This window comes from Paraburkholderia sp. BL27I4N3 (assembly GCF_003386115.1).
In the GTDB taxonomy this organism is placed as follows: Bacteria; Pseudomonadota; Gammaproteobacteria; order Burkholderiales; family Burkholderiaceae; genus Paraburkholderia.
Map to the genome: position 1 here is coordinate 6,191,300 of NZ_QREJ01000001.1, position 24,906 is coordinate 6,216,205.

The 24,906-nt window shown below is 63.0% G+C and carries 20 protein-coding genes; 13 read left to right on the top strand and 7 right to left on the bottom strand.

Annotated elements, in window-relative coordinates:
- Positions 1 to 106 precede the first annotated feature (106 nt).
- Positions 107 to 1,762, bottom strand: coding sequence for a GMC family oxidoreductase (locus tag B0G71_RS28110; protein WP_116145880.1), 1,656 nt, complete (start codon positions 1,760 to 1,762; stop codon positions 107 to 109).
- A gap of 205 nt (positions 1,763 to 1,967) precedes the next feature.
- Here B0G71_RS28110 and B0G71_RS28115 point away from each other — a divergent pair, with 205 nt between their 5' ends.
- Positions 1,968 to 2,804, top strand: a complete 837-nt coding sequence (locus tag B0G71_RS28115; RefSeq protein WP_116145882.1) for an IclR family transcriptional regulator — start codon at positions 1,968 to 1,970, stop codon at positions 2,802 to 2,804.
- Positions 2,805 to 2,922: 118 nt separating this feature from the next.
- The gene (locus B0G71_RS28120; RefSeq protein WP_116148939.1) at positions 2,923 to 3,675 is read left to right on the top strand and encodes an IclR family transcriptional regulator; all 753 of its coding nucleotides are present in this window, start codon (positions 2,923 to 2,925) and stop codon (positions 3,673 to 3,675) included.
- Positions 3,676 to 3,717: 42 nt separating this feature from the next.
- Here B0G71_RS28120 and B0G71_RS28125 read toward each other — a convergent pair whose 3' ends face one another.
- Positions 3,718 to 5,244: a PLP-dependent aminotransferase family protein gene (locus B0G71_RS28125; RefSeq protein ID WP_116145883.1), complete on the bottom strand. Its 1,527-nt coding sequence runs from the start codon at positions 5,242 to 5,244 to the stop codon at positions 3,718 to 3,720.
- 302 nt (positions 5,245 to 5,546) lie between these two features.
- Here B0G71_RS28125 and tauA point away from each other — a divergent pair, with 302 nt between their 5' ends.
- The 7 genes from tauA (at position 5,547) to B0G71_RS28160 (ending at position 13,983) form a co-directional block, all read left to right on the top strand.
- Positions 5,547 to 6,605, top strand: coding sequence for a taurine ABC transporter substrate-binding protein (tauA, locus tag B0G71_RS28130; RefSeq protein WP_258875673.1), 1,059 nt, complete (start codon positions 5,547 to 5,549; stop codon positions 6,603 to 6,605).
- A gap of 32 nt (positions 6,606 to 6,637) precedes the next feature.
- Entirely contained in the window at positions 6,638 to 7,453 is an 816-nt protein-coding gene (locus B0G71_RS28135; RefSeq protein ID WP_116123225.1) for a taurine ABC transporter ATP-binding protein, read from the top strand.
- 97 nt (positions 7,454 to 7,550) lie between these two features.
- Positions 7,551 to 8,366: an ABC transporter permease subunit gene (locus tag B0G71_RS28140; RefSeq protein ID WP_241974999.1), complete on the top strand. Its 816-nt coding sequence runs from the start codon at positions 7,551 to 7,553 to the stop codon at positions 8,364 to 8,366.
- 197 nt (positions 8,367 to 8,563) lie between these two features.
- On the top strand, positions 8,564 to 10,021 hold the full coding sequence (gene phnY / locus B0G71_RS28145; protein WP_258875674.1) for a phosphonoacetaldehyde dehydrogenase: 1,458 nt from the start codon (positions 8,564 to 8,566) through the stop codon (positions 10,019 to 10,021).
- A gap of 186 nt (positions 10,022 to 10,207) precedes the next feature.
- The gene (xsc, locus tag B0G71_RS28150) at positions 10,208 to 12,040 is read left to right on the top strand and encodes a sulfoacetaldehyde acetyltransferase (protein WP_181196469.1); all 1,833 of its coding nucleotides are present in this window, start codon (positions 10,208 to 10,210) and stop codon (positions 12,038 to 12,040) included.
- Positions 12,041 to 12,187: 147 nt separating this feature from the next.
- On the top strand, positions 12,188 to 13,225 hold the full coding sequence (gene pta, locus B0G71_RS28155) for a phosphate acetyltransferase (RefSeq protein WP_116148943.1): 1,038 nt from the start codon (positions 12,188 to 12,190) through the stop codon (positions 13,223 to 13,225).
- Entirely contained in the window at positions 13,222 to 13,983 is a 762-nt protein-coding gene (locus B0G71_RS28160) for a sulfite exporter TauE/SafE family protein (RefSeq protein ID WP_116123224.1), read from the top strand. The genes pta and B0G71_RS28160 overlap by 4 nt, the downstream gene beginning before the upstream one ends.
- A 21-nt stretch (positions 13,984 to 14,004) precedes the next feature.
- On the opposite strand, the gene B0G71_RS28165 is transcribed toward B0G71_RS28160, so the two are convergent.
- From B0G71_RS28165 to B0G71_RS28185, 5 genes are all read right to left on the bottom strand, one after another.
- The gene (locus tag B0G71_RS28165; protein WP_116145888.1) at positions 14,005 to 15,741 is read right to left on the bottom strand and encodes a cobaltochelatase CobT-related protein; all 1,737 of its coding nucleotides are present in this window, start codon (positions 15,739 to 15,741) and stop codon (positions 14,005 to 14,007) included.
- Positions 15,738 to 16,727: an AAA family ATPase gene (locus tag B0G71_RS28170; protein WP_116145890.1), complete on the bottom strand. Its 990-nt coding sequence runs from the start codon at positions 16,725 to 16,727 to the stop codon at positions 15,738 to 15,740. Before B0G71_RS28170 ends, B0G71_RS28165 begins: the two co-directional genes overlap by 4 nt.
- Positions 16,728 to 16,865: 138 nt before the next feature.
- Positions 16,866 to 18,296 carry an amino acid permease gene (locus tag B0G71_RS28175; protein ID WP_116145892.1) on the bottom strand — a complete coding sequence of 477 codons (1,431 nt, stop codon included), beginning with the start codon at positions 18,294 to 18,296 and terminating at the stop codon, positions 16,866 to 16,868.
- A 257-nt stretch (positions 18,297 to 18,553) separates the two neighbouring features.
- Positions 18,554 to 19,969, bottom strand: a complete 1,416-nt coding sequence (locus B0G71_RS28180; protein WP_116145893.1) for an FAD-binding oxidoreductase — start codon at positions 19,967 to 19,969, stop codon at positions 18,554 to 18,556.
- 13 nt (positions 19,970 to 19,982) lie between these two features.
- The gene (locus B0G71_RS28185) at positions 19,983 to 20,393 is read right to left on the bottom strand and encodes a nuclear transport factor 2 family protein (RefSeq protein WP_116145895.1); all 411 of its coding nucleotides are present in this window, start codon (positions 20,391 to 20,393) and stop codon (positions 19,983 to 19,985) included.
- A 282-nt stretch (positions 20,394 to 20,675) separates the two neighbouring features.
- Here B0G71_RS28185 and B0G71_RS28190 point away from each other — a divergent pair, with 282 nt between their 5' ends.
- From B0G71_RS28190 to B0G71_RS28205, 4 genes are read left to right on the top strand one after another with little or no spacing between them, the layout of a single operon-like run.
- Positions 20,676 to 20,885 (top strand): DUF3311 domain-containing protein, encoded by a 210-nt coding sequence (locus B0G71_RS28190; RefSeq protein ID WP_116145896.1) that lies wholly within the window; start codon positions 20,676 to 20,678, stop codon positions 20,883 to 20,885.
- Between the two features lie 12 nt (positions 20,886 to 20,897).
- On the top strand, positions 20,898 to 22,283 hold the full coding sequence (locus B0G71_RS28195; RefSeq protein ID WP_116145898.1) for a sodium:solute symporter: 1,386 nt from the start codon (positions 20,898 to 20,900) through the stop codon (positions 22,281 to 22,283).
- 22 nt (positions 22,284 to 22,305) lie between these two features.
- Positions 22,306 to 23,964 (top strand): amidohydrolase, encoded by a 1,659-nt coding sequence (locus B0G71_RS28200; protein ID WP_116145899.1) that lies wholly within the window; start codon positions 22,306 to 22,308, stop codon positions 23,962 to 23,964.
- Entirely contained in the window at positions 23,961 to 24,893 is a 933-nt protein-coding gene (locus B0G71_RS28205) for a GTP-binding protein (RefSeq protein ID WP_116145901.1), read from the top strand. The genes B0G71_RS28200 and B0G71_RS28205 overlap by 4 nt, the downstream gene beginning before the upstream one ends.
- Positions 24,894 to 24,906: the final 13 nt, after the last annotated feature.

Below are 24,906 nucleotides of genomic sequence, written 5' to 3' on the forward strand. Positions count from 1 at the left end.
GTTTATGTGCAGACCACGGGCCATCCATTCACCGGACGTTGCGCGGCTGCGTATTACGGCAGACATCGCCCGCCGTCGTTTTGCACCTGCGACTTCATTTGCTGGATCAAGCGGCCACTTTCGCCGCGGGCGTCGTCGCCACACCTCGATCGACGCCGCTTGCGTCGTGCAGAATCATGTCCGACGCTTTTTCAGCCACCATCACGATCGGCACGTTCGTATTGCCCGACACGAGCGTCGGCATGATCGAGCAATCGACCACGCGGAGCCCTTGCGTGCCGTACACGCGCAAACGTTCATCGACCACCGCGAGCGGATCGCCCGCCGTTCCCATCTTCGCTGTACCAGATGGGTGGAAAATTGTCTGCCCGTACTCCCGGCAGAAATCGAGCAGTTCGTCGTCCGTCTGTGCGTCCGCGCCCGGCCGCACCTCGCGTTTCATCAGCCCGGCCATCGGTTGCGCCGCCGCGACGCGGCGCGCGAAACGCACGCCGGCGATGGTCGTGCGCCGGTCCAGATCGGTGTCCAGATAGTTGGGCTGAATAGACGGCGCCTCACGCGGATCGGCGCTGCGAATGCGCACCGCGCCGCGCGATTCCGGGCGCAACTGACAGATCGAGTAAGTGCAGCCGGGAAAATCGTGGACGTTCCCACCAGCGGAGTCCGCCGACAACGTGGAGAAGTGGAACTGGATATCCGGCGTCGCCGATTCTTCAGGCAGGGCGCGACAGAACATGCCGCCCTGGTTGATGCCGACCGCGAGCGGGCCGCTGCGCATCAGAGCCCATTGCAGGCCCATCTTCGCGCGCCCCGTCCATGAACGCAGTTGATCGTTGGTCGTGATCGGCTTCGTCACTTCATAGATCAGACGGATTTGCAGATGGTCCTGCAGGTTCTCGCCGACGCCCGCCCGATTGGCCACCACGGGAATGCCGAACTCGCGCAGCAGCGCGGCCGGCCCCACGCCGGACAGTTGCAGCAATTGCGGCGACTGCAATGCGCCGGCCGTCAGAATCACTTCGCGATTGGCGCGCACTTCGCGCAACTCGCCATGTTGCCGATACTGCACGCCACAGGCGCGGGTGCCTTCGAAGAGAACCTTCGAAGCCATCGCATCGGTTTCCACGTGCAGGTTCTGCCGCTGCCGCGCGGGTTTGAGATAAGCAACGGCCGTCGAGCAGCGAAACCCGCGGCGGGTGGTGAGCTGATAGTAGCCGACGCCTTCCTGATCGCCCGTATTGAAGTCGTCGGTGCTTGCCACGCCTAACGAATTCGAGGCCGCGACAAACGCGTCGACCAGTTCGTGGCGCTGCTTGATCGTCGAGGCCCACAGCGGTCCGTTGACACCGCGCGTCGGACCTTCGCCCAGTTCGTTATGTTCCAATCGCTTGAAATACGGCAGGCAATCTTGCCAGCTCCAGCCGCGATTGCCGAGCCGTGCCCAGTTGTCGTAATCGTCCCGCTGTCCACGCACATAGATCAGACCGTTGATCGAACTGCTGCCGCCCAGCGTGCGGCCGCGCGGCCAATAGAGCCGGCGATTGTGCATGTTCGGATCGGGATCGGTATAGAAGCCCCAGTTGTAGACCGGGTGAAACATCGTCTTGCCATAGCCGATGGGGATATGAATCCACATGAAGCGGTCGGCGGGACCGGCTTCGAGTAGACACACCGAGTAGCGGCCGCCTTCGGAAAGCCGGTTCGCCAGCACGCACCCCGCGGATCCCGCGCCGACGACGACGAAGTCGAATCGGTCTGCCATGTGACCTGTCTCCTGCATGTTTTATAAAAAACGGTATGTTTCGTTGAAATTTATGTTCAGCCCGTTTCCTGATCAAGAAATTCCCGCTACTATCGGCTCATCTGAAACAGAAACAGCGCTTTTTGTTTCACTTTCGGAAATGACCGGCCGGCCCGCGCAACGTACGCGGACGCTGGACAGCCACTGATCGATCGCAAGGAAGCGTATGCAAGCAACCTGCTCGTCCCCACGCGGTGAACCTCTCGCCGAGGATTCACGGGCGCTGCGCGCCTTGGCCGTGCTCGAGCAGCTCGCGGCCGCGGGACAGCCGTCTTCGCTTTCGCAACTCTCGCTGCGCCTGCACATTCCCAAGGCCACGCTGATGCGGCTGATCGAATCGCTCGAAGTGCAGGGCTACGTAACGCATCTGCCCGATTCGCGCGGCACGGATCGCGGCATCACGCTGGGCCCGAAGGCGGCGCAGCTCGCGCTCACCACGCTGTCGAATAACACGTTCGGGCGAGCCTGCCGTTCGGTGCTGCGCTCACTGGTGGATGCGCTCGGCGAGACTTGCAACCTCACCGCGCTCGACCGCGACACTGTCCTCTATCTGGAGCGCGTGGAGACCGCCGAGCCGCTGCGCCTGCATCTGCAGCCCGGCACGCGCGTGCCGCTGCATTGCACCGCGAGCGGCAAGCTGTTTCTCTCGCAGATGCCGCCGGCCGAGCGCCGTCCCGTTCTCGCGCGGCTGACGCTGGAGCGCAGAACGCAGAGCACGCTGACGGAACTGAATCTGCTTGAAGCGGAACTCGACCGGCTCGCGGTGCGCGGGGTCGGCATCGACAACGAGGAGCTGGTGCGCGGCATGGTGGCGGTCGCGGTGCCGGTGCGCGATGCCGGCAATGGGCACGTGCTCGCCGCGCTGGCGATTCACGCGCCGACCGCGCGCGCGAGTCTGAACGACCTGCTGAAGGCCGTGCCGAGGCTCAAGGACGCGGCGCTGAAGCTCGCCCCGCTGTTATCCGCCGGCCCTTCCACTGAGCATCCGTACCATGAGCGCTGAGGCCTTTCCCATGAGCGATCCGTTAGACACGGCAGAGTCCCCGGCCCGCGGCGCCAAGGCCGGACGACCCGAAGCCGAGTTGTACAATGACGCCGATCCATTTTCCGGAACGGCAGGCATGACCAAAGCGGACACTCCGACGCTGCGCGCGTTTGCGTTGCTCGAACACCTCGTCAACGCGGACGGCCCGGTTTCGCTTGCCGACATCGCGCAAGATGTCGCATTGCCCAAGGCGTCGCTGCATCGCATGCTGGCTTCGCTGGAGGCGGGCGGTCTGGTGATCCGCGAGCCTGGCCAGAAGAACGCGTACGTGATCGGGCCGCGGCTCGCGCAGCTCGCATTGGGCGTGGTGATGCATTCCGGCGCGCGGCGCCTGCGTCATGCGATCCTCGCGCGTCTGGTGGCCGATCTCGGTGAGACCTGCAATCTCACCATGCTGCATGAAACCGAGGTGCTGTACCTCGACCGCATGGAAGCGCCGTGGCCGCTGCGCCTCGATCTCAAACCCGGTTCACATGTCCCCGCGTATTGCAGCGCGAGCGGCAAACTACTGCTCTCCATGCTGCCGCGTGAACAGCGCTCGGCGCTCGTGCGCGCGCTGAAGCTCGAACGCTTCACGCAAAACACCATTACCGATCCGGAATTACTGGAAGCGGAACTCGACCGCACCGCGCACAAGCGCATCGCAATCGATAACGAAGAGTTTCTGGCCGGCATCGTGTGCGTGGCGGCGCCCGTAGTCGATGCGAACGGCACCTGTATCGCGGCGATCGCCGTGCATGCTCCGGTTTCGCGCGCGCCGCTCTCGCGCGCGCTCGAATTCGTGCCGCGCCTTCAGGAAGCCGCCAGGGAACTCGCGGCAACCTTCTGATGCGTTGGCGCTCTTAACGCGCGTCTTTGACTTCGGACGCGGTTAAAGCGCCGGCTTCTGCTTGCGCACGAGTTCGGCCAGCAGGCGCACGCCGGCGTCGATCTTGTCGAGCTTGATCGCCGAGAAGCCCATCCGGAAGCAGTTCTTCTGCTCCAGGCCGTCCATGAAGAACACGCCGCCCAGTTCGATCAGAATGCCGTGCTGTTCGGCGTCGTCGGCAAGACGCACGGCGTCGAGCCAGGGCGGACCTTCCACCCAGCACGACGCCCCACCCGTGATCGGGATGTGGCGCGCTTCGGGCAGGTACGTATCGAGCGCCGCCATCAGCGCCAGCGCGCGCTCGCGATAAGCGTGCGCCAATCGGCGCAGCAGCGCGTCGTGATGGCCGAGCGAGAGAAACGTTGCGAACGCACGCTGAATGTACGCCGCCGGATGCCGCACCATGAGCCGGCGCAACGCGCGTATTTCCTGCACCAGTTCGCGCGGACCGACGATATAGCCGAGCCGCAAGCCCGGCGCGAACGTCTTCGAAAGACTGCCGATGTAGATCACGCGGTCAGCCTTATCCAGACTCTTGAGCGCCGGATGCGGCAGGCCCGAGAAGTTGTTCTCGCTCTCGTAGTCGTCTTCGATCAGCACGAAGTCGTGCTTCTGCGCCAGTTCCAGTAATGCATGCCGGCGTTCGATCGGCATGGTGGCCGTGGTCGGGCATTGGTGGCTCGGCGTCACGTAGACATAGTCGCATTGGGCGAACAGGTGCGCGTCTTCGACGGGGCGCACGCCACCCTCGTCGACCGGCAGCGGTATGAGTTGCGCGTTGCGGTTCTCGAAGATATTGCGCGCGTCCGGATAGCCCGGGTTTTCGAATCCCACCGCAGTGCGCTCACGCGCGAGCAGATCGGCGATCAGATATAAGGCCTGCTGACAGCCGATTGTGATGACGATCTCGTCCGGCATCGCAAACACACCGCGCCGTGGCAGCACGCGCGTGCGGATCTGCTGGATCAGCGTGTCGTCGTCGCGGCCGATCAGGTCAGGCGCCCAGTTGCGGATCTCCATCACCGACAGCGCCTTCATGCAGCATTCCCGCCAGTCGTTAGTCGGAAAGAGCGACTGGTCGAATTGCCCGTAGATAAAGGGATATTCGTAATCCTGCCAGTTGCCCGGCTTGACGATATTGCGCTGCGCGGACGGCCGACGTTGCACGCGCTGGCCCCAATCGGGGCGCGCGGGCGCGTGCTCCTGCTCGCTGCCGGGCAGCGTCTGCGCCGCCTTGAAGCCGTGCCGTCCCTCCAGCATCGCCGGATTGACGAAGTGCCCGCTGCGCTCGCGGGAAATCAGATAGCCCTCCTCCACGAGCTGCTGGTACGCCAGCACGACCGTATTTCTCGCGACGCTCAGTTGATCGGCCAGTTCCCGGCTGGACGGCAACGCGGTCTGCGGCGGCAGTTGGCCGTCCAGAATCGCAGCCACCAGCATCTGGCGAATCTGCCCTTGCAGGCTCATGTTCGAGTCGCTCGGACGCTGGAAACGCTGCGTCCAAAGGGCCGTCGCTGTACGGCTAGACATGCTACCTCCTGAAAGTGAACGAGCCGCGCCAGTCACGCCGGCGCTGCACGTGAGAGCCTTCTGCCGCGTGAGCGGCGACGGCGCGGGCCGGCCAGAACGGCTTGACGCGCCGATGTGGACTCAACGATCGGCGCCGTCTGGCACTAACTTGCTCTATTTTTTACTGACGATACTCGACTCACCCCGTCCAACGCGATTGGGACAAGCACCCGTCGTGGTCATACGAGTTCCATGCTCCACCGACAGCCGCTGTTGAAACCCGCTGATCAAACCTGCTGATCAAACCTATTGTGAGACCTATTATGAAACGCCATAAAAACTCGACATTACGGCCGTGGTTCCATCGGACGGCACGTTGCATCCTGTCGCTGGTTTGCGCCGCCACGGCGTGTTTCGCAGTGACGCCCGCCCACGCCGAGGACAAGGAAATCACGATTGCCTACCAGCAGATCGTCGATCCGTGGGTGGTCGGCATCGCGAACGGGTCGATCGCAAAGGCCACCGGCTACAAGATCAACTGGCGGCAGTTCGAGTCCGGCGCAAAAGTGGCGACCGCGTTGGCATCCGGCGACGTCAAGGTCGGCGTGATCGGTTCCAGCCCGCTCGCCGCCGCCGTGAGCCAGGGCCTCGATCTGCAACTCTTCTGGATTCTCGACAACATCAACCAGGCCGAAGCGATGGTAGTGCGCAATGGCTCCGGCATCACGAAGCCGGCGGACCTGAAGGGCAAGACCATCGGCGTGCCGTTCGTGTCGACGACCCACTATCACACCATGTTCGCGCTGCAGCACTGGGGCATCAATCCGTCTGACCTGAAGATTCTCAACATGCAGCCTAATCAGATCGTCGCGGCCTGGTCGCGCGGCGACATCGACGCCGCCTATGTGTGGGACCCCGCGCTCGCCGAATTGAAGAAAAGCGGCAAGGTGCTGATTACCTCCGGCGACCTCTCGAAGCTCGGCAAGCCGACCTTCGACGGCATTGCGGTCGATCGCAAATGGGGCGAGGAACATAAGGACTTCATGGTGAAACTCGTCAAGGCGATCGCCGACGCCGACCAGCAGTACCGCAACGATCCGTCGCAATGGAATGCCAGCTCACCGCAAGCGGCCGCCATCGCGAAGATGATCGGCGGCTCGCCGGCGGAAGTGCCGGCGTCGCTGTCGCTGTACGCGTTCCCCACGGTCAGCGAACAGGCATCCGCGCAATGGCTGGGCGGCGGTACGACGAGCCGCGCCGCGCTCGCACTGAAGGACACGTCGGAGTTCCTGAAGAGCCAGAAACAGATCGGCACCGTGTTGCCGGACTACTCGAAATTCGTGACACCGGCTTATGCCGAAGCCGCCGCGCAACTCAAATGACGTAACCGTGATCCGCGAGATCAGGAGGCAACATGGAAAACATGACAGTCAGAAACGTGAGCGTGGTGTTTCCGGGGCGGCGCCCCGGCCAGACCGTGCAGGCGCTCGACGATATCAACCTGACGATCCGCTCGGGTGACTTCGTGGTCGCGCTGGGCGCATCCGGCTGCGGCAAGACCACGTTGTTATCGCTGATGGCCGGCTTCATCGCGCCGAGCCGCGGCGAGTTGCTGCTCGGCGGCGAGCCCATCGCGGGGCCGGGGGCGGACCGCGGCGTGGTGTTCCAGAAGCATGCGCTATTGCCGTGGCTCAACGTGATCGACAACGCGGAATTCGGCCTCAAGCTGCAAGGCGTGCCGCGCGCGCAGCGGCGCGAAATCGCCGTGCGCAATCTCGCGCTGGTCGGCTTGCAGGACTTCCACAAGCACATGATCTATCAGCTCTCCGGCGGCATGCAGCAGCGCGTCGGCATTGCCCGCGCGCTCACCTGCGATCCGGCGATGCTGCTGATGGACGAGCCGATGGCCGCGCTCGACGCGCTCACTCGCGAGACCATTCAGGAGCTTCTGCTCGACGTGTGGAAGAAGACCAACAAGATGTTTTTCTTCATCACGCACAGCGTGGAGGAGGCGCTGTTCCTCGCGAGCCGGCTGATCGTGATGTCGCCGCGTCCCGGGCGCATCACGCATACCTACGAACTGGACTTCAATCGCCGTTTTCTCGAAACGCGCGACGCACGGGCGATCAAATCGAGTCCCGATTTCATCGCGATGCGCGAGCAGGTTCTCAACATCATTTACGGCGACGAGAAGATGCACGGCGCCGAGGCGGGAGTCGCTCATGCTTAGTTCTAAATCCGCTCATGCCGTGTTGCACGGCGAGGTCGCGCCCATGGAAACGAACACGCCGGTCCGACCGCCCCGCAGACCGGGCCGTGGACCTCGTATGCTCGCGAAGAAGCCGGCCCGGCCCGGCGACACGTTCGGCGTACCGGGACAAGGCAGCAGCGTCGCCACCAGCCTGATCACCGTGGCCGCGTTCCTTGCGCTCTGGTTTGCGGCGACCAATCTGCACTGGATCAAGCCGCTGTTCCTGCCATCGCCACAGGCCGTCTACGCAAAGTTCATCTATGTAGCGACGGAAGGCTTCGCCAATTCGACGCTCGCCCAGCACACTGGCATCAGCTTGCTGCGGGTGTTCGGCGCGTTCGCACTCGCCTGTCTCACGGCGATACCCGTCGGCGTGATGATGGGTGTGTCGCGCTTCGCGCGCGGTGCGTTCGATCCGCCGATCGAATTCTACCGGCCGTTGCCGCCGCTCGCGTACTTGCCGCTCATCATCATCTGGTTCGGCATCGGCGAATTCTCGAAGGTGCTGCTGATCTACCTGGCGATCTTCGCGCCGCTCGCAATCGCGGCCCGCGCAGGCGTGCGGTCGGTGTCGATCGAGCAGATTCACGCCGCGTATTCGATGGGCGCCTCGCGTACGCAAGTGGTGCTGTACGTGATCCTCAAGTCGGCGATGCCGGAGATCTTTACCGGCATGCGGATCGGCATCGGCGTGGGCTGGACCACGCTGGTGGCCGCCGAAATGGTCGCCTCGACCAGCGGCCTCGGCTTCATGGTGCTCAACGCCGCGGAATTTCTCGCGAGCGATGTAGTGATCATGGGGATCATCGTGATCGGGTTCTTTGCGCTGTGCTTCGATTTGCTGATGCGTTATATCGAGCGCGTGCTGGTGCCTTGGAAAGGGAAGGTTTGACGAGGCTGCACCGCAGTTCAGTTCGTTGACAAGGGCCCTTCTTCGGGCCCTTTCTTTTTTGCGTCACGTCGTGACACGGCGCTGGACTCAGCGACTCCCCCACGCTGGCTCTACCCCACGGGCGTGCCCAGCGGCACTATCGACCTCAACGGTACGACATTTACCTTCCACCATCGTCAATCCAGCCAGGGGGCCGCGTGAACGCCATCTTCAAACCACGGATACCTACTGCAATTCGGCACGAAGCCATGCGCATCGGCGGTGAAAGGGTCACGCGCGCCGAGGTCATCGAAGTATTCAACCCTTTTACGCGCGAACTGGTCGGCACCGTTCCGAAAGCCACCGTGGACGACGTGCGTCATGCTTTCGAATACGCGCACGCGTATCGCGCCAAACTCACACGCTATGAGCGCGCACAGATCCTGCGACGCGCGGCGGATATCGTGCGCGAGCGGACCGGCGAAATCGCCGACCTGATTACCGCGGAATCAGGGCTCTGCAAAAAAGATTCGCTCTACGAAGCCGGCCGCGTCAGCGACGTATTGGTCTTCGGCGCCAATGAAGCGCTGAAAGACGACGGCCAGATTTTCTCCTGCGATCTGACACCGCACGGCAAACAGCGCCGCGTCTACACGCAGCGCGAACCGCTGCTCGGCGTGATCTGCGCGATCACGCCGTTCAATCATCCGATGAACCAGGTGGCGCACAAGATCGTGCCGTCCATCGCGACCAATAATCGGATCGTCGTCAAGCCGTCGGAAAAGGTGCCGCTGTCCACCTGCCTGCTCGCCGATATTCTCTACAGCGCCGGCCTGCCGCAACAGATGCTCCAGGTGGTGACGGGCGACCCCAAAGACATCGCCGACGAACTCATCACGAACCGGCACATGGACCTGATTACGTTCACGGGCGGCGTCGCCATTGGCAAATACATCGCGAACACAATGGGGTATCGGCGCGCGGTTTTAGAGCTGGGCGGCAACGATCCGATCATCGTAATGGAAGACGCGGATCTCGACGAAGCGAGCACGCTGGCCGTTTCCGGCTCGTACAAGAACTCGGGACAGCGCTGCACCGCGATCAAGCGGATGCTCGTGCATGAAGCGGTGGCGGACCGCTTCGTCGAACTGCTGGTGGAGAAGACCCGCGCGATACGCTACGGCGACCCGGCCGATCCCGCCACCGACATGGGCACTGTGATCGACGAAGACGCCGCGAAATTCTTCGAAGCGCAAGTCAACGACGCCGTGAGCCGCGGCGCGAAGCTGCTGCTCGGCAACGTGCGCCGCGGCGCGCTCTATTCGCCGACCGTGGTCGATCACGTCACGCCGGATATGCCGCTCGTTCGTTACGAAACCTTCGGGCCGGTTTCGCCGGTCATCCGCTTCCGCGATATCGACGAAGCGATCCGACTCTCCAACTCCACCGATTACGGCCTGTCCTCGTCCGTCTGCACGAACCGGCTCGACTACATCACGCGCTTTGTCGCGGAGCTGGAGGTGGGCAGCGTGAACGTGCGCGAGGTGCCGGGATACCGGCTCGAACTGACGCCGTTCGGCGGCATCAAGGATTCGGGGCTCGGCTACAAGGAAGGTGTCCAGGAAGCGATCAAGAGCTTCACCAACGTCAAGACGTACTCGTTGCCGTGGCAGTAAGGCCGTAAGCGGCCACCGCTGCCACGGCGCAAGCTGCAACCCGCAAAACAGCACATTTTTTTGATACAAAACGTTCCATTTATTTGAATTTTGGTTGACTGACGGAAACCACTGGCCTACATTTCAGACACCAAGCATTTTTCGGTATTTTTTGTTCCATTTATCTCAAAGAGCTGGAGACACCCCATGAGCGAGCAGAATCCTTCCCCGCGTGACGCTACCGCCGACAACCGTGCCAGCGGCCCGCAGGCCATGACGCCGTCGGAAGCGTTTGTCGAAACCCTGGCGGCCAACGGCGTGACCGATATGTTCGGCATCATGGGCTCCGCCTTCATGGACGCCATGGACATCTTCGCGCCCGCCGGCATCCGTCTGATTCCGGTGGTGCACGAGCAAGGCGCCGGTCACATGGCCGACGGTTATTCGCGCGTCTCGGGACGTCACGGCGTGGTGATCGGCCAGAACGGCCCCGGCATCAGCAACTGCGTCACCGCCATCGCGGCGGCCTATTGGGCGCACAGCCCGGTCGTGATCGTCACGCCGGAGGCCGGCACCATGGGCATCGGTCTGGGCGGCTTCCAGGAAGCCAAACAACTGCCCATGTTCCAGGAGTTCACCAAGTATCAAGGCCACGTCACCCATCCGGCGCGTATGGCCGAATTCACGGGCCGCTGCTTCGACCGCGCGATGGCGGAGATGGGACCGACCCAGTTGAATATTCCACGCGATTACTTCTACGGTCAGGTCAAGGTTGAAATCCCCCAGCCGCAGCGTCTCGATCGCGGCGCAGGCGGTGAGCAAAGCCTGAACGAAGCGGCTGAACTGCTCGCGCAAGCCAAGTTCCCGGTGATCATTTCCGGCGGCGGCGTGGTGATGGCCGATGCGATCGAAGAATGCAAGGCGCTCGCTGAGCGGTTGAACGCGCCAGTGGTCAACAGCTATCTGCACAACGATTCGTTCCCCGCCAACCATCCGCTGTGGTGCGGCCCGCTCGGCTATCAGGGCTCGAAGGCAGCGATGAAGCTGCTGTCGCGCGCCGACGTGGTGATCGCGCTCGGCTCGCGCCTCGGACCGTTCGGCACGTTGCCGCAGCACGGCATGGACTATTGGCCGACCAACGCAAAGATCATCCAGATCGATGCCGACCACAAGATGCTCGGCCTGGTGAAGAAAATTTCGGTGGGCATCTGCGGCGACGCGAAGGCCGCCGCCGTCGCGCTGACCGAACGCCTTGCGGGACGCAAGCTCGCAAGCGACGCCACGCGCGAGGAACGGGGCGCTCAGATCGCGTCCGAGAAAGCCGCCTGGGAAAAAGAACTCGACGACTGGACGCACGAACGCGACGCCTACAGCCTCGACATGATCGAGGAGCAGAAGCACGAACGCACGCCCGGCGGCGGCGCTTATCTGCATCCGCGCCAGGTGCTGCGCGAACTGGAAAAGGCCATGCCTGAAGACGTGATGGTCTCGACCGACATCGGCAACATCAACTCGGTGGCCAACAGCTATCTGCGCTTCAACAAGCCGCGCAGTTTCTTCGCGGCGATGAGCTGGGGCAATTGCGGCTACGCGTTTCCGACCATCATCGGCGCGAAGGTTGCCGCGCCGCATCGTCCGGCCGTCTCGTATGCAGGCGATGGCGCATGGGGCATGAGCCTGATGGAAACCATGACCTGCGTGCGCCACAACATTCCGGTGACGGCAGTGGTGTTCCACAATCGCCAGTGGGGCGCGGAGAAGAAGAACCAGGTGGATTTCTACAACCGCCGCTTCGTTGCCGGTGAACTCGACAACCAGAGCTTTGCGGCGATTGCGCGCGCGATGGGCGCCGAAGGCATCGTGGTGGATCGTCTCGAAGATGTGGGCCCGGCGCTCAAGCGCGCGATCGACGCGCAGATGAATCACGGCAAGACCACCATCATCGAGATCATGTGTACGCGTGAACTGGGCGACCCGTTCCGCCGCGACGCGCTCTCCAAGCCGGTGCGCATGCTCGACAAGTACAAGGACTACGTCTGAGCGTGTCATGCGGCGCGGGCGGCCTCCGTGTTCAAGCGGACCGAGGCCGCCGCGCTCACCGGCCGGAAACAGCGCGCATTCTTTTCACGCGCGCTGTCGCCGGCTTCTTCGTTCCAGATCTCACTACCTCTGCAATCGGCCACGCTTATGAAAGCCATCAACCGCATCATTGAACACGCGCGCCGTTCGCCGATGCGTATCGTGCTAAGCGAGGCCGAGGACCCGCGCGTGTTGCAGGCCGCGCAACGCGCGAGCCGCGAAGGCATTGCGCGCATTCTGCTGGTGGGCGACGCCGCGCGCATCCGCGATGCCGCCGCCCGCTTCGACATCGATCTAAACGGTATGGAATTGGTGGACCCCGCCGCTTCGGCACTCGCAACGTTATATGCCGACGAATTGTTCGCATTGCGCAGCAAGAAGGGCATGACGCTCGAACAGGCGCAGAAGGAAATCCTCAACCCTTTGTGCTTCGCGAACCTGATGGTGCGCCTCGGCCACGCCGACGGTTCCGTGTCCGGCGCGGTCAACACCACCGCCGACGTGGTGCGCACCGCGATCCAGATCATCGGCATTGCGCCTTCATTCAAACTCGTCTCGAGCTTCTTTCTGATGATGTTGTGCGAGCCGTTCCACACGCTCAAAGGTGGCCTGATCTTTTCCGATTGCGCACTCGTGGTGGAGCCCGATGCCGCCCAACTCGCCGAGATCGCGATGGCCGCGGCGGACAGCGCAAAAAGCCTGCTGATGGACGAACCGCGCGTGGCCATGCTGTCGTTTTCGACGAGCGGCAGCGCGCATCATGCGGCAGTCGACAAAGTGGTCAACGCAACCCACATCGTGCAGGAACGCCGCCCGCATCTCGCAATCGACGGCGACGTTCAACTCGACGCGGCCATCGTCTCCGAAATCGCGCTGCGCAAGGTCAAGCATTCGCAAGTTGAAGGCCACGCCAACGTGCTGGTGTTTCCGAGTCTTGAGGCGGGCAATATCGGCTACAAGCTGGCCGAGCGGATCGGCGGCGCGAAGGCGATCGGCCCCTTGCTGCAAGGCCTGCGCAAGCCCGCCAACGACCTCTCGCGCGGTTGCAGCGCGGACGACATCTACTACGTCACCGCCGTCACCGCGGTGCAGGCGCAAGCCGCGCTCACGCATCCCGACGCCCTCCTCACGCCGTCTCGTTCATGATCGTTCAGAAGTTGCTGCCCCTGCTCGCGCTGATGGGCGTCGCGAGCTATTTTCAAACCATCACCGGCTTCGGTCTGAGCATGATCGTGATCGGCGCGGCCAGCGGCCTGGACCTGGCGCCGGTGACGAGTCTCGCCGCTTTGCTCAGTCTTGTGACGCTCGCCAACAGCGCAGCCGCCTTGCCCGGCAAACTGCATCACATCGACTGGCGCGCGGTGGGCGCCGCCACATTGGGCATTCTGCCGTCGGTGGTGGCGGGCGTGCTGGTGCTGGATCTGTTGAGCAATTCGGCTTCCAGCGTATTGCAACTGCTGCTGGGCGCCGTGGTGCTGTATGGCGGCTTAAGCGCGGCGCTGCGGCCGGCGCCGCTCGCTTGCCGCTCGGGCGACCGGAGTTTCTTCGTGAGCGGCCTGTTCGGCGGTCTGCTGAGCGGGATGTTCGGCGTATCCGGGCCACCGTTGATTTTTCAGTTCTATCGCCAGCCGCTCTCGCTCATGCAGATCCGCTACGCGTTGATTCTGATCTTCACAGTGACTTCGATCACTCGTACGCTGTTCAGCGCGTATGAGGGCCAACTCGACGCCGATATCTGGATGCAGGCCGCGTTCGCGGTCCCGGTCGTCGCGCTAATGACGCTCGTCGCGCGGCAGTATCCGCCGCCGCTGTCGGGTGTGATGACACGCCGCATCGCGTACGCGATTCTGGTAGTGATCGGCGGCTCGCTGATCCTGCATGCGTTGCAGCAGTTGCTCCGTTAAGATGCCGCGGACACACGCGCCCTAGCGCCGCGCGCCGATCCAGCCGACGAGTTCGGCAAACAGCGGCATGTCAGGCGGCGTGGACAGATCGACCGCGAGGCAACGGCGGTAATACGGACTGAGATCGAGTCCGACGCCAAGGCCCAGCAACTCGACATCGCGCGCGGCTTCGTTGCGCGCCACCACCTGCTTCAGATGATTGTCGAGGTAGTAGGCGTCGTTGACCTGGGCGGTCGCACTGTCCATCGGGCTGCCGTCTGAAATCACGACGAGAATCCGCCGCGCCTCGGCACGCGCGCGCAGCCGCGTACAGGCCCAGTCGACCGCTTCGCCGTCCACGCCTTCGCGGAACAGATCGGCCTTGAACAATGCCGCGATGTCGGCGCGAGCTCGCCGCCAGCTAGTCGCCGCGTCCTTGAATACGAGGTGGGCGACCTCGTTGAGCCGCCCCGGATGCGACGGCCGGCCGCCGGCCAGCCAGTCTTGCCGCGCACGGCCGCCGTTCCAGGCGCCGGTCGAGAAGCCCAGCACCTCGCTCGCGACCCCCGCCTGATCGAGCGCGCGCGTGAGCACGTCAACCAGCATCGCCACCGGCTCGATATAGGTTCGCATGGACCCCGAACAATCGATGAGAAAACTCACCACGCAATCAGCAATCGGCTTGTGCCGTTCGAGTAAAAACAGGCGCCGCTCGGCCGGCGAGCTGACCAGTTGGGACAGACGCCGGCCGTCGATACGGCCGTGCTCTTCACCGAACGACCAGCCGTCGCGCTGCGGCACGGCAAGCGCGGCCTTGAGCGCATACGCGAGCCGCGGCACGTTGATGCGCTGCGCGGCAATACGCTTGTCGAGCTGGTCGCGGTATTGCGCCAGCAATTCGCTGCGGATGCGCGAGCCCGGCACGAACTCACGGTCATAGCGCGTGGTGTACGCCAGGTAGCGATGCTCGGCATCTCTGAGCACGCGGCTTTCGCCGGTGGCGGCGAGACCCATGTCGACCTGCTCGCCGTCGTCGGTATCGAACCAGAGTGCGAACATGGCGCGCACGGCTTCGTCATCTTCCGGCGCTTGGGCTTCTGCATCTTCGACGGACTGCGCCCGCGCGTCACGCATCATCTGGCTGACAAGACGGGCCAATTCGAGCGCATGAAGTGCAAACACGCCCTGCTCCATTCTATGCCGCCGCAGCGCCGCGAGCGGCACGCCCAAGGTCGGCGTAATCGCGGCGCGCGTGGCCTCAATCAGACCTTCTGTTTCTTCCAGCACCGGCCAGCCCGACAGACGCGACCAGACTATCTGGGCCACCGTGTAAAGCAGAATGCCGAGGTGGCCATCGGTCAGTCCCGTGCGATAGAAAGCCCGCGACCATGTTTCGAAACGATGACGCAGATTCTGCGCGAGTCCGGGCATGCCGGCCGGCGCAAGCGCTTCGCAACGTAGCTGCTCGAACAGTTCGAACAGGAGTCGCTCGACCGGCTCGGCCTGTTCAGTGGGACATAGACTCGCGTGGAGATTCGCGTCGGAATGCGTGAGGCGTAATGCTGCGCCGTCCGCGGCACCGCGCAAGGAACGCACATCATCCAGTTGCGGGTCAGTGCGCAGATGCGGCGCATGCAGAGGCACCGGACGCAGGCCACGGTACAAACGGCCGGCTCGGTAATGCAGCTCGGCGTCGCCGGTCAATGCGCGCACCGCCGCCGCGCACAGATTCTGACGCTGTTCAGCGCGGCGTGTGGCTTGCCGCTCGGCAGGCGTCATTGCGGCACCGTCGAGCGCATCTCGCGCTCCGCCGTGCTTTCCAGTTCTCTATCGAAGCAGCGCTGGAAATACTCGGCCACGATGGACCGTTCGGCCTCGTCGCACTTGTTGACGAAGGTCAGGCGAAACGCCATGGCCGGATCGCGGAAGATCTGGCAGTTTTCCGCCCAGTCGATCACGGTGCGCGGCGACATCAGCGTGGAGAGATCGCCCGTAGCGAAGCCTTTGCGCGTCAGTTCCGCGACGCTGATCATCGACTCGATCAGCGCGCGGCCGGTGTCGTCGGCGAGTTCGGGCACACGCGCCAGCACGATGCCGGCTTCCTCGGCACGCGGCAGATAGTTGAGCGTGGCGACCACATTCCAACGGTCCAGTTGCGCGTGGTTCAACAACTGCGTGCCGTGGTACAACCCGTTCAGATTGCCGAGGCCGACCGTGTTGGTCGTAGCGAACAAGCGGAAATACGGATGCGGATGAATCACGCGGTTCTGATCGAGCAGCGTGAATTTGCCGTCGCGCTCGAGAATGCGCTGGATCACGAACATCACGTCGGGACGGCCTGCGTCGTATTCGTCGAAGATCAACGCCATGGGCCGTTGCAGCGCCCACGGCACGATGCCTTCCTGAAACTCGGTGACCTGCACGTCGTCGCGCACGATGATGGCGTCTTTGCCCACCAGATCGAGACGGCTGATATGGCCGTCGAGATTCACCCGCGCGCAGGGCCAGTTCAGGCGCGCCGCGACCTGTTCGATATGCGTGGATTTGCCCGTGCCGTGCAGGCCCTGCACCATCACGCGGCGCTCGCGCATGAAGCCGGCGAGAATCGCCAGCGTCACTTCTGGATTGAAGCGATATACCTCGTCGATTTCCGGAACGTGGTCGTCGCGCTCGCTGAAGGCCGGCACCATCAAGCTTGAGTCGATGCCAAACAACGTGCGCACCGAGACCATCCGGTCCGGCTTGCCTGTCACGATATCGGTCACTACGGTCTCCTCGTGCTTCGTCACGACTGCGGCCCTCGGCCAACAGGTTGGCGGCGCGGCCTCGCCGGTCCATCATACGCACTTTCTTTTTTCGATACAAATCATCTCGTTTTTTAAAAGCACGCTGCAACTCTGATGTCAGCGATGGTGATGCCGATATTCCAGCGTGTCCGGTTCGCTAAAGCCGGAGCCTGACTTGCGGACGCGCAGCAGATAAGCGAGAAGCAGCACGCCGAGGCTCGCTACGCCAAACCACAACGGCTGACGTTGCTCGGGAATGAACGCCATGGCCACCAGAATGCCGACCATGCCGACGATCGCGACCCACGTGAGGTACGGGTAGCACCACATCCTGACGCGCAGTTTCTCAGGCGCATCCCGCTCGATGCGAGCACGCAGTTTCAGTTGCGAAATGGCGATCAGCACGTACACGAAAATCGCCACCGTGCCGTACGAATTCACGAGGAAAGCGAACACCGTATCCGGCGACACATACGACATCACTACCGACGCGTAGCCGAACACGGTGCCGATCAGAATCGCGCGAACCGGCACGCCGCGACGGTTGACCTTGGCGAGCGCGGCGGGCGCGTCGCCGTGGCGCGTCAGCGCGAAGATCATCCGCGACGCGGCGTACAACCCTGAGTTGAGCGCCGACAGCACTGCGGTCAGCACGATGGCATTCATCACGCTGGCGGCCGCCGGAATACCCATGGCATCGAGCGCGCTCACATACGGCGTCGCCATCTTCGGGGAATTCCACGGCACCAGCGCGACAACGAGCAGAATCGAGCCAACATAAAAAGCCAGCACGCGCGTAATCACCGAGTTGGTTGCTTTGGCGACCGCCTTGGCGGGCTCCTGCGCTTCGGCCGCCGCGATCGTGACGATCTCCGCGCCGAAGTAAAAGCCCGTGGCGGCGACCGCGCCGCTCAGTACGGGTCCGATTCCCTTCGGCATCAAGCCGCCGTGCGAGAGCAGCGTCGGCAGCACGGCGGTGACATGCTTCGCGGCGGGCCACAGACCCAGCACATACATGCCGCCGAGAAACAGGAACACCATGATCGCCGCAACCTTGATCGACGCGAACCAGAACTCGAATTCACCATAGCTGCCGACCGAGACCAGGTTGGTCGCCGTGAGCGTGACCAGCAGCACGAGACTGATCGCCCACGCGGGAACGTCAGGTAGCCAGAACTGCACGAGTTTCGCCCCTGCCACGGCCTCCACCGCGACGACGATGACCCAGAAATACCAGTACATCCAGCCAGTGAGAAAACCCGCGAGGTTGCCCGACGCCCGCTTGCCGCCGAACGCGAGTCGCGCGTATTCGTAGAACGAACCGACGGCCGGCATCGCGCAGGCCATTTCGCCGAGCATTCGCATGACCAGCACGACCAGCGCGCCGGTGATCAGAAACGACAGCACCGCCGCGGGACCGGCCTGTTGCACGACCACGCCGCTGCCGACGAAAAGCCCCGCGCCAATCACGCCACCGAGCGCGATCATCGTCATGTGGCGCTGTTTGAGGCCGGCCTTCAATTCCGTTGTGTCTGTAGATCGCTGCATGTCACCTCCAATTCCGTTATCCGATCGCGGACCGGGCCGGCCGGCTTTCGCGGCCGCCCGGGTCCTATCGTCGTCAATACTGGATGGGGCGAGGACGCCCATGCGTCTCGCCGTATGATTTTTGATGAAGCACCGCGCGACTCTCGCGCATGGTGCAAGTGTGCGCCGTTGGGTGCGCGGTTGCACAGCGCGCGCGGCGAGTTGCGGGTTGCAAGTTCAGCGCCGCCCGGCGCGCGGGCGATTTTCCGCCCGCTGCATCAGGGTTTTTCGTCGCGCCGGAAATACAGTTGATACAGCATGCGCTGGCCAATGCGCCGGAACGGCGCAAACGGGTGCCCCGGCAAAGGCGACGTGAAGATCGGCAACGTCTGCTTCGCGCCCTTTCCCGCGATGCGTTCAGCGAGCCGCCGCCCGGCCTGCTGCGAGTACGACACGCCGTTGCCGCCGTAGCCGAGCGCGTAATACACCGTCTGCATCGGATCCGGCTGATACACGCGCGGCATCATGTCGTGGCTGACGTCCACCCAGCCCCACCACGAGTAGTCGATCGGAACGCCGCGCAAGGCTGGAAATTTTCGCAGCATGCCGTTGACCAGCAGATCGTAGTGCCGAGTATTGGGTGCGTCGGCGCCTGTGATCGCGGAGCGGCTGCCGATCTGCAAGCGATTGTCCGGCAGAAAGCGATAGTAGAAACGCAGCGTGCGCGTATCGGTCAGCACCTGGGTCGTGCGAAAGTTGCACGCGTCGATTTCCTGCTTCGTGAGCGGACGCGTGACCATCGAATTCGACAGGATCGGCATGACGCGGCTGCGCAGCGAGTTGTGCAGCGTTTGCGACGTATACGCGCCTGTTGCAATGCCGACCGCGCGCGCGCGCACGATGCCGCCAGGCGTGCGCAAATGATGCACGCCGTTGATCGTTTCCCAGCCGAGCACCGGACTCGCCGGATGCACCTTGGCGCCCGCCTCGCGGGCCAGCCGCAGATAGCCGAAAGCGAGCTTCAACGCATGAATGCCGATACCCTCGGGCTCGTGCAGCGCACCGGCCGCTTCGTGATCGTTGACGTATTCGCGCTGGAAGGTCTGCTTGTCGATCAGCTCGGACGGATAGCCGAACACGTCCTTCCAGACCTTGGCCTCGGCGGCGAGCTTCTGCATGATGCGCGGACGGTGCGCGATCAGAAAGTGGCCACCGGGTTGCGGATCGCAATCGATCTCCGCGACCAGCGATTTGAAGTTGTCGAAGCCTTCCTGAATCTCGTCGTGCATTTTCAATGCGACGTCTTTGCCCCAACGCTCGATCCATTGCGAACGCGACAGGCGGCCCGAGGCGTTCTGACCTTGCCCGCCGTTGCGGCTGCTGCAGCCCCAGCTCGTCTTGTTGGCTTCCAGCACGACGGCCTTGATGCCATGCTCCCGCGCCAGACAAAGCGCCGCAGCGAGCCCGGTATAGCCGCCGCCGATGATCGCCACATCCACGTCGACGTCCGCCGTAATCGGGCCGTCGTCTTCGGGCGGCGTGCCCGCGGTCGCGACCCAGTAGGTCGGCGCGTATTGCTTGCCCCAGCCCGGTCCCGGCGACACCAACGGGTCGTACGCCGGATCGTAGCGCGTGTCGCCTTCGCGGCCGGACGGCATGCCGTGCGCGACCCGTTCGATTTCACTGTGCTCCATGTGAAGCTCCCGATCAGCGTGCGAGGTTCTGCTTCGGACGTTCCTTGCGGAAAGCCCGCTTGACCGCGATGAGGCCATCGCGGAACTCGAACAGGTCGCAACCTTCCGCCTCGATGCGCCAGCCTTCCGCGTGCGTTCCCGTGAACACCCACTCGGACACGCCGCGTTCACCGATCACATAATGGCGGCCCTTGCCCCAATGCGCGTCGGGAAAGGTCTTGAAGACGGCTTCGAAAGCCGCGCGCGTCGCGTCGCGGCCCACGAAGCGTGCGCCGAAGACTTCCGGACCGCCTGCCGCATCGAACACGCAATCGTCGGTCATGAAGGTCATCAGCGCGTCTGCGTCATGACGATTGAACGCATCGGAAAACGCGGCCAGTGTCTCGGCCGTGACGTGCTGCAGCGGGGTCTGTGTTTGAGCCATTGCTTTCTCCTCCTGGATGACTTTCGCTTTCGCGTTCGTTTCGATAAGGCATGAGACGCCGCCGGTGGCTGGCGATCCGTGAGGAAATTGTAGGCAGGGGGTTTTTTAGCCGGTAGGTCCAGTGCGGTGCTTTCGCCTGGTGCAGCGCGCCGTGACACGGGTCTCGCAGAGTCTGCGGCATCTGCTGAATTGGACTCATCGACTCCCGTCAACTGGCTCTATGGTTCTGTTTTTTTGTTCGGCAACACTGAGGGCATTGGCCACATGCTGCGAGGAGTTGACGTGCTCAAACTGTTTATCGGACTCGGCATTCCCTATCTTGGCGTGGTCGGCCTGCTGCCGTGGGTGGCGTCCGTCGATCGCTTCGTGTTGGGCGTGCCGTTCATCTACGCCTGGATCTTCGCGTGGTTCCTCCTCACCTCCGGGTGCCTGATGATCTGCTGGCGCGTGTTCGACTGCCGCCACGACGAGTCCCACCCGCAAAACAGCTAAAGGAGTGTCCGGATGGCCACCGCAGTCTTTCTCGGCTTCCTCGCTTTCTCGCTTTACCTCGCGATCCGTTCGAACAAGGGACGTGGTCCGCAAAGCGTGCACGACTTCTTCGTGGCGTCGCGGCAGTTCGGCGCCTACCTGGTCTTCTTTCTCGCGGCCGGCGAGATCTACAGCATCGGCACGATGGTCGGTTTTCCAGGCGGCATCTATGCCAAAGGCCCGACGTACGGCGTCTGGTTTCTCGGCTATATTCTGCTCGCCTATCCCGTCGGCTATTTCATCGGCCCGAAGATCTGGCAGGCCGGCAAGCGCTATAACGCGATCACCCTGCCCGATCTGTTCAAAGGGCATTTTCAGAGCCGCTCACTGGAACTGATCGTCGCGGGCTCCGCGATCATCTTTCTGCTGCCGTGGGGACAGTTGCAGTTCACCGGACTTGTTGCCGCGTTGAACGGGCTCGGCTGGAACTTCAAACCGCTGTATCTGATTCTGTTCGCGGCGTTGCTCGCCTTCACCTACATCGCGATTGCCGGCGTGCGGGCATCGGCTTATATCGCCGTGCTGAAAGATATCCTGATGGTCGTCGCGATCGTCGTTACCGGCGTTGCCGTGTCGATGGAAGTCGGTGTGACCGAGGTCTTTCATGCCGCCAGCCAGCATGTGAGCAACCTGATGAATCCGCATCAGTTGACCTTCTCGATGAGCACCATGTTGTTCCAGTCGCTCGGCTTCTACGTCATGCCGTTCGCGGTGCAGAACTTCTTTACCGCGAAAAGCGCGAACACGATCCGCCGCACGCAGGTCGCGATGCCGCTGTACATGCTGATGTATCCGTTTCTCGTGGTCGCGTCGTACTATGCGATCAGTCAGAACCTGCATCTCGCGTCGCCTAACGAAGCGTTCTTCGCTGCCGCGATCCGTTTGTTGCCGGGTTGGCTGCTTGGACTCGTGGCGGCCGGCGCTTCGCTCTCCGGTCTGCTCGTACTGGCCGGCATTTGCCTCGCGATCGGCCCGATCGTGACACGCAATCTTCTGCCGCGCATGCCGGAAGCTCGCCAGAAGACCGGCGCAAAGGTAGTGATCGTGTTGTATCTGCTGGTGTCGATCGTGATGACGCTGCTCACGCCGAATCTGATGCTCACGCTGATCAACACTACGTATTACGGCGTCACGCAATTCTTCCCCGGCGTGATGGTGGTGCTGTTCGGATTGCGCGTGCGGTCGTCCGCCATCGCGGCCGGCATGTTGACCGGACAGGTGCTGGCGATCATCCTGTACGTGCTGCAGATCGACCTGGGCGGCTTCAATCTGGGACTCGTGTGCCTCGGCGTGAACCTGCTGGTGCTGACCGCCGTGAATCTCACCGCGAAACCGAGCCGCGCGCACGCGCTGAGCTGAAACGAACTTCAATCACTGCCCTATGACTCAACGAGAAGAGAAGCACGCGACACAAGTCTTCGTTGCGAAAAAGATCGTGACGATGAATCCCATGCAACCCTATGCGACGCATGTTGCGATTCGCGACGGCAAGATTCTCTCGGTGGGCGACGCTGACGACGTCAAGCAATGGGGCGATGCCGAAATCGTCGATACGTTCAGCGATAAAGTGTTGATGCCCGGCTTCGTCGAAGGCCATTGCCACTTGATGGAAGGCGCGATGTGGGACGCCGTCTACGTCGGCTACTACGACCGCCGTGGCCCCGACGGCCGGCGCTGGCCAGGCCTGACATCGCTGGACGCCGTGATCGAGCGCCTGAAGGCGGCTCAGGCGGAGATGACGTCGGTCGACGCTCCATTGCTCGCGTGGGGCTTCGATCCGATCTTCTTCGGCACCCAGCGCCTGAGCGTGCGCGAACTGGACAAGGTGTCGGCCGAGCGGCCCATCGTGATCCTGCATGCGAGCGTGCACCTGATGAACGTCAATTCGCCGATGCTCGCGCGCGCCGGGATAGACGACGAAACGGATATCGACGGCATCGACAAGGACGAAAGCGGACAGCCGACCGGCGAGTTGCAGGAGTTCGCCGCAATGTTCCCGGTCTACCGCGTGATCGGCGCCGGCCTCTCGATCGCCGCGAGCGAAAGCACGAAGGCCATCTGGAATTTCGGCCGCGTCGCGCAACTCGCCGGTGTGACGACCGCCACCGATCTGGTCAACGACTTCTCCGAACAGGGCAATCGCAATCTGCGTGAAATCACAGGGAATGCCGATTTTCCCGTGCGCATCGTGCCCGCGTTCGCTCCGCAACGTAGTCCTGAAGGCGGCGCTCAACGCGTGCTCTCGGCGATGGAAACCGCGACGCCGAAGCTGCACTTCGGGCCCGTCAAATTTATCGTCGACGGGTCGATCCAGGGCTTCACGGCACGCCTGAAATGGCCTGGCTATCTGAACGGCAAGCCCAACGGTTTGTGGCTGATTCCGCCGAGCCAGTTCGTCGAGGTGTTCAGGCCGTTTCACGAAGCCGGCCTGCAACTGCACGTGCACACCAACGGCGACGAGGCGACCGAACTCGTGCTCGACGCGTTCGAACGGCTTCTCACCCTTTATCCGCGGCGCGATCATCGGCATACGCTGCAGCACTGTCAGATGGCGGACGCGAGCCAGCTCGCGCGCGCGGCGAGCCTTGGCTTGTGCATCAATTTCTTTTCGAACCACATCTACTACTGGGGCGATGCGCACTATTCGCAGACCATGGGCGCGGATCGCGCGAATCGGATGAACGCCGCGGAATCGGCGCGCCGCCTGGGCATTCCGTTTGCGTTTCATTCCGATGCGCCCATTACGCCGCTCAATCCGCTTTTCACCGCATGGTGCGCGTCGCAGCGCGAGACCGCATCGGGTCGAGTGCTCGGTGCGAACGAACGCGTGCCGATTGCCGATGCATTGCGCGCAATCACGCTCGGCGCCGCTTACACACTCAAGATGGATCACCTGGTGGGCAGTATCGAAGTCGGCAAATTTGCGGACTTCGCGGTGCTCGCCGAAGACCCCGCCGAAGTCGCGCCGCGACGTCTGAAGGATCTGGAAGTGTGGGGCACGGTGCTGGGCGGCCGCATTTTCCAGGCGCCGGCGGGATGAGTGCGATTCCGCTCGTCGTGATTGGCGGCTATCTCGGCGCCGGAAAGACGACGCTGCTCAACCATATTCTGAGCAACGCGGGATCGCGGCACATCACCGTACTTGTCAATGACTTCGGCTCGATCAATATCGACGCTTCGCTGATTCGCCAGCGCACCGACGACGTGATCAATCTGGAAAACGGCTGCGTCTGCTGTTCAATCGGCGGCCGGCTGGTCGAGGCGCTGCTGGCCATAAGCTCGCGCACTGACGCACCCGATCTGCTGATCATCGAAGCGAGCGGCGTGTCCGACCCGGTGCGCATCGCGCAGATCGGTTTGCTCGATCGCGCGTTTCGTCTGGACGGCATTGTCGTACTTGTAGATGCGGAGCGCGTCGAAGAGACGCTGGCCGATCCTTATGTCGGCGATATCGCGCAACGGCAGATCGCGGGCGCCACGGCCATCGTGCTGAACAAGATGGATCTGCTTGGCGAGCCTGCACGCGAGGCTGTCAAAGCGCGCATTGAAGCGCTTGCGAATAGCCGTGTCATCGTTCAGGCCACACACGCGGCCGTGCCGCTCGGTTTGATCTTCGAGGAGGGGCATGCACTACCCGCGCGTCCTATCGGCGCGATGTCGCTGTCCGCCTCTCCCACCCCGCGCGATCTGTGCAGCTTTTCATTTGTCACCGACGCGTACCTGAGCCGCAAGAAACTCAAGGACGCGTTGCGGAGTTTCTCGGCAAAGCTGTTGCGTGCGAAAGGTTTTGTCCGACTGGAGAGCGACGGCGCGCTGCATGAATTGCATGTGGTCGGCAACCGCGTGGTAATTAGCGCGTCGCCGGCCTGTACATCCGCCCAATCGCAGATCGTGCTGATCGGCATGTTCGATCGCGACGACGAGTTGACTGCTCGAGCGGCGCTCAAAGCCGCGGAAATCGGACCATGATCCCGGCCAACCG